The sequence below is a fragment of the Mycolicibacterium sp. XJ879 genome (assembly GCF_053483935.1).
Genome location: NZ_JBEFTH010000022.1, coordinates 1 through 6,664 on the forward strand (window position 1 = coordinate 1; position 6,664 = coordinate 6,664).

Genomic DNA, 6,664 nt, shown 5'->3' on the forward strand with positions numbered 1-6,664 from the left:
GATCGGCCACCAGCGGTGTCATCGACAATCCGTCGGCAGCGATGTGGTGCACCACCGCCGCCAGCACGTGCTCGTCGCCGGACAGCCGGAACAGCTTGGCCCGCAACGGAATTTCGATGGCTAGGTCGAAGGTGTAGCGGGCGGCGTCGCCGATGGCCTGGTGCAGCCGGTTCGGCGCCCACCCGGTGGCGTCGACGACCTCCCAGCCGAACTCGGCCTGTTCGGCGGGCAGGACCAGTTGGCGCGGTATTCCCTGCACCGCCGGGAACAGGGTGCGCAGCGTTTCGTGGCGGGCCACCACGTCGGCGAGCGCGGTGCCCAACGCGTCGACGTCCAGCTCACCGCTGATCCGAAGCGCTGTGGCCATGTTGTAGACCGGGGATGGGCCCTGCAGCTGATCCAGGAACCACAACCGGGTCTGGGCGAACGACAGCGGAACCACCTCGGGCCGCTCGGCAGCCGTCAACGGCTCCAACGCCGACCCTTGCCCACCGATACGCGGTGCCAACTGGGCCACCGTCGGCGCCTCGAACAACGCGCGCACCGCGAGGCCGGCGTCCAGTGCCTTGTTGATTGCGGCCACCAGGCGCATCGCCGACAGCGAATCCCCGCCGAGGTCGAAGAACGAGTCGTCGACGCCGACCCGCTCGACGCCGAGCACCTGCGCGTAGATGCCGGTCAGGATTTCCTCGGTCAAGGTGGCCGGAGCGCGGTAGTGATCGATGTCCTGATACTGCGGCGGCGGTAGTGCGCGGGTGTCCAGTTTTCCGTTGGGGGTCAACGGCAATGCGGGCATGGTCACGATCGCGGCGGGAACCATGTAGGCCGGGAGCCGCTCGGCGAGCTGTTTGCGCGCCTTGGCGGGGTCGGCGGTGCCGGTCATGTAGCCGACCAGCCGCAGATCTTGTGGACGGTCTTCGCGGGCGATCACCGCGGCCTGCTCGACGCCGTCCAAAGCGGCCAGGGCGGCCTGGATTTCACCGAGCTCGATGCGGTAACCGCGCAGCTTGACCTGTTCGTCGGCGCGGCCCACATACCGCAATTGCCCATCGGCACCCCACGACACCAGGTCGCCGGTGCGGTACATGCGGGTGCCCAGCCCGCCGAACGGGCATGCCACGAACCGTGATGCGGTCAAACCCGAACGGGCGACGTATCCGACGCCGACACCATGGCCGGCCACGTACAGTTCGCCGACCACCCCGGGAGGCACCGGACGTAACCATTCGTCGAGCACGAACAGTGCGGTGCCCGGCGTCGGTGAACCGATCGGCACAATGCGTTGCCCCGCGGGCCCAGCCTCCAAAGGCGCGCTGCGCGACGCGCAGATCGTGGTCTCCGTCGGGCCGTATCCGTTGACCATCACCCGTCCGGGCGCCCAGCGGTCCACGACCTCGGCGGGGCAGGCCTCACCGGCCACCAACAATGCCGTCGACTCCAGGCCCTCCGGCGAGAGCATCGCTGCCGCGGAGGGAGTCTGGCTCAACTGGCTGACCTGTTCGGCGACCAGCAGTGCGTGGCCTTCCTCGGGTGAGCGGGCCACCGACTCGGGGATCACCACCAGCCGCCCGCCGTGCAGCAACGCGGCCCAGATTTCTTCGACCGAGGCGTCGAAGGTATACGAATGCCATTGCGCCCACACCTGTTCCGGCATGTCGGCGTACAGCGACCGCAGCAGTTGGGTGACGTTGTGATGGGTGATCGCCACACCCTTGGGCACACCGGTGGTGCCCGAGGTGTAGATGATGTATGCGATGTCGTCGGGGGCCGGGGCCGGCAGCGCGGCGCTCGGCCGGTCGCCGAGGGCGGAATCGTCGACGACGATGACCGGTAACTCCCAGCCGCGCGACCGGTCGGCCAGGTTGCTGGAGGTGACCACTGCCGCGGGGACCGCGTCGCTGAGCATGAACTCGATACGCGCGTCGGGTAATGCGGGGTCGATCGGAAGATACGCCGCCCCGGTCTTGAGGACGGCGAGCATGGCCACCACCGCGTCCGCGGAACGCTCCAACAGCAGTGCGACACATTGTCCCTCGCCCACCCCGTGGGCAACCAGCAGGTGCGCCAACCGGTTCGCGGCCTCGTCGAGTTCCCGGTACGTCATGTCGCGGCCCGCGAAGCTGACCGCCACCGCGTCGGGAACGCGCGCGACCTGAGCGGCGAACAGCTCCGGAACCGAGAACGACGCCGGATCCCGGCGGGCGGTCAGTACCGCGCGGTTGCCCCACTTGTCGACGCGCGCGTGTTCCGCCTCATCGAGCAGGTCTATCGACGAGAGCCGCCGGTCGGGGTCGGCGGTCATCGCCGCCAGCACCCGTTGCCACCGCTCGACGAGGCCTTCGACGGTGTCGGTGTCGAACACGTCGGCGCGGAACTCCACCGCGCCGGCGATGCCCGCGGGTTCACCGGTCTGCGTCCAGCGCTCCCCGAGCGAGAAGGTCAGGTCCATCCGCGCGGTCTGGGTATCCACCGGCAGCGGGGTGACCTCCAGGTCGCCCAGGTTCAACCCGCCGGTGGGGTCGTCATCCCTACCGGGAAAGTTCTGCCAGGCCAACGCGACCTGAACCAGTGGGTGATGGGTCAGGGACCGGGTCGGGTTGAGCCGCTCGACGAGCACCTCGAACGGCACGTCCTGGTGCTCGTAGGCGGCCAGGCTGCGCCGCCGGACCTGCTCGAGCACCTCGGCCACGGTCGGATCGCCGGCCAGGTCGACGCGCAACACCAGGTTGTTGACGAAGAAGCCCACCAGTTCGTCCAGCGCGGGATCGCGCCGCCCGGCGATCGGGAAGCCAATGGCCACATCGGAACTCGCGCTCATCTTGGCCAGCAGCACCGCCAGCGCGGCCTGCATCACCATGAAGCTGGTCGAGCTGTGCTCCCCCGCCACCGTGCGCACCCGCTCCTGCAACTCGGCTGGCCAGTCCACGGTGATGTTGTCGCCGCGCAGATCGGCCACCGGCGGATACGGCCGGTCGGTGGGTAGATCGATCCGCTCGGGCATCCCGGCGAGCGCTTCTTCCCAGTAGGCCAGCTGCCCGGCGATGGGGCTGTCGCCGTCGTCGAGGCCGCCGAGTTGCGTGCGCTGCCACAGCGTGTAGTCGACGTACTGTGCCGATAGGGGCGTCCAGTCGGGCTCCTGCCCGGCGCACCTGCTGGCGTAGGCCACCCCGAGGTCACGGACCAGCGGGGTCAACGACCAACCGTCGGCGGCGATGTGGTGCACCACCGCCACCAGCACGTGCTCATCGTCGGCGACACGGAAAAGCGTTGCCCGGATCGGGATTTCGGATGCCAGATCGAACGTGTAGCGCACCGTGCTGTCGATGGCCACATCGAGTTGGCTTGCCGACCAGCCGGTGGCGTCGACGACGTCCCACCCAAACTGTGCCCCGTCAGCGGCTGTCACCACCTGCCGCGGTGTGCCGTCAGGTGCGTCGAACAGCGTGCGCAGGCTCTCATGGCGACCGACCACGTCGGCCAGCGCCGCACCGAGGGCCTCGGCGTCGAGGGAACCCTGCAGCCGCAATCCCACCGGCATGTTGTAAACCGGTGAGGGGCCCTGCAATTGGTCGACGAACCACAACCGGTTCTGGGCGAACGACAGCGGAACGGTTTCGGGCCGCTCAACTGCCTGCAACGGTGCCAGCCGGCCGGCAGCCTCGCCGATACGCGGAGCCAACTGGGCAACCGTGGGCGCCTCGAACACCGTTCGCACCGGAAGGTCGGTGTCCAGGCTGGCGTTGATCGCCGAGACCAGTCGCATCGTGGACAGCGAGTCACCGCCCAGGTCGAAGAACGAGTCGTCGACGCCGACGCGGTCCACCCCCAACACCCGGGCGAAGACGCCGACCAGGATTTCCTCGGTGGGATTGGCCGGCGCGCGGTAGCGGCCGGCGTCGTGGTAGTCCGGCGCCGGCAGCGCGCGGGCGTCGAGCTTGCCGTTGACGGTCACCGGCAGCGCGTCGATCGCCAGAACCGCGACGGGCACCATGTAGCCGGGCAGCCGTTCGGCAAGCGCGGCACGGGCTTCCGCCGGGTCGGCGGTGCCGGTGATGTAGCCGACCAGACGCTTGTCGCCGGGTTTGTCCTCGCGGGCGATCACCGCCGCCTGCTCCACGCCGTCCAGCGCGGTCAGTGCCGACTGGATCTCGCCGAGCTCGATACGATAGCCGCGGATCTTGACCTGTTCGTCGGCGCGGCCGAGGTAGTCCAGCTGCCCGTCCGGGCGCCACCGCACCAGGTCCCCGGTCCGGTACATGCGGGTGCCGGGCTCCCCGAACGGGCAGGCCATGAACCGCGACGCGGTCAAACCAGGCCGACGCCAATATCCCACGCCCACACCGGCGCCGGCGAGGTACAGCTCACCGACCACACCGGCGGGCACCGGGCGCAGCCAGGGGTCCAGCACAAAGAACGCCGCCCACGCCGTGGGCGAGCCGATCGGTGGAGATCCGGACCCCGCCTCCAAGGGGGCGCTGGCACACAACCACATCGTGGTTTCCGTTGGGCCGTAGACGTTGACCATCACCCGGCCCGGCGCCCACCGGTCGACCAGCTCCGGTGGACATGGCTCCGCGCCGATGACCAACGCCACGCCGTCGAGGTCCTCGACCGGCAGCATCGAAGCGGCCGACGGAGTCTGCGTCAACACCGTGACCTCTTCACGCAACAGCAGCCGGTGGAATTCCTCCGGTGAACGGGCCACCAACTCGGGCACCACCACCAGCCGCCCGCCGTAGAGCAGCGCTCCCCAGATTTCCCATACCGAGAAGTCGAAGGCATACGAATGGAACTGCGTCCAGACCTGCCCGGGCTCCAACGGCACACCGATCTGCAGCGAGTTGAAGAGCTGGGTGACGTTGTGCTGCTTGACCGCAACACCCTTCGGCAGCCCCGTGGTACCCGAGGTGTAGATGATGTGGGCGACTTCGTCGGGCGACGGTAGCGGCAGCGGTGCGCTGGGTTGGGCGGCCACCTCGGGATCGGCGACATCGAGGACTCGCAACCCGTAGCCGTCGAACCGCTGCGCCAACGCGGCGGTGGTGACGGCGGCGATCGGCGCGGCGTCGGTGAGCATGAACTCGACGCGCGCGTCGGGCAGCGCGGGGTCCAGCGGCAGGTAGGCGGCCCCGGTCTTGAGCACCGCCAGAATCGCCACGATCGCATCGGCCGAGCGTCCGAACAGCAGCGCCACCCGCTCACCCGGGCCGGCCCCGCGGCTGGCGAGCAGATGCGCCAACCGGTTTGCCGCCTCGTCGAGTTCGCGGTATGTCAGCGAGGTGTCCTCGAAGCGGACCGCGACTGCGTCCGGGGTGCGGGCGACCTGCGCGCCGAACACTTGTGGCACGGACGTCGGCTCGGGCAGGTGTGTCAACACCGACCGGTTGCCCCACGCCTCCAGGCGGGCACGCTCGGCGTCGTCGAGCAGATCCACCGCCGACAACGACCGCTGCGGGTCGGCGATCATCGCGGCCAGCACGGCCTGCAGCCGCTGGGCGAGGCCGCGGACAGTGGAGGCGTCGAAAACCTCGGTGTCGTACTCGATTCGGAAACTCAGCTCGTCGCCGGGCGCGGCCTGCACGGTCAGCGGGTAGTGGGTGGATTCGCGGAAGTCGAACTCGCCGATGGTCAGCCCGTCGGTGCCCAGCGTCGCGGCGGTGTCGACCGGGTAGTTCTCGTACACGAACAGCGTGTCGAAGAGCTGATCCTGCTCGGTGAGCCGGTGAATCTCGCTGAGCGCCAGGTGCTGATGCTCGAGCGTGTCCACGTGTGCACCCTGCATCTGGCTGAGCAGATCCGCGGTGGTGGTCCTCGGGCTGAAGGTGGCCCGCACCGGCACCGTGTTGATCAGCAGGCCCACCATCGATTCCGAGCCTGCGATCTCCGGCGGCCGACCCGAGTCCACGGTGCCGAAGGCGACGTCGTGCTGGCCGGTCAGCCAACACAGCAGCCGCGCATAGGCCGCCTGCAGCACGATGTTGATGGTGGTGTGATGCGAGCGGGCCAATTCACCGAGCGCCCGGGTGGTCTCCTCGGACACCGTGAAGGCCTCGGCGTCGCGGGGTCCGAGCCCCAACCGATCCGGTGGGGCCAGGAGCGTGGGCGTTTCGAACCCGGCAAGCGCGTGCCGCCAGGCCGAATGTGCGGCGTCGAGGTCCCTGTCGGCCAACCAGCTGACGAAGCTGCGGTACGGCGCGGCGGTCGGCAGTCGGTGGCCGTGGTAGCTGGCGAAGATCTCCTGCATCAGGATGGGCAGCGACCAGCCGTCGAGCACGATGTGATGGTTGGTCATCACGAAGCGGTGCCGCTCAGTTGCGGTGCGGATCAACGCCACCCGAAATGCCGGCGCGTGGACCAGGTCGCAGACCGCGACGCGCTCTGCGGCGCAGAGCTGTTCAGTTTCCTCGTCACCCTCCACGCCGACGTCGACGAAGTGCCATGGCACCGTCGGCTCGGCGGGGATCGTCTGCACCGGTTCATCGAACTGTTGGCTGAAGCGCGCCAACAGGTTCGGATGCCGACGGACCACGGCCTGTACGGCGTCGCGAAGGCGCTCGACCTCCAGCGGTCCGCGCAGCTCGATGTCGAGCTGCGCGGCGTAGAGATCGGCGCTGGCGGATGCGGTGTTGGCGTGAAAGAGCAGCCCTTGCTGCAGCGGGGTGAC

1 protein-coding gene is annotated in these 6,664 nt (G+C 69.0%); it reads right to left on the reverse strand.

From position 1 onward, the window contains the following. Positions 1–6,664 (reverse strand): non-ribosomal peptide synthetase (locus tag ABQF13_RS25160; RefSeq protein WP_448395529.1); only part of this gene is annotated, 6,664 nt, incomplete at both ends.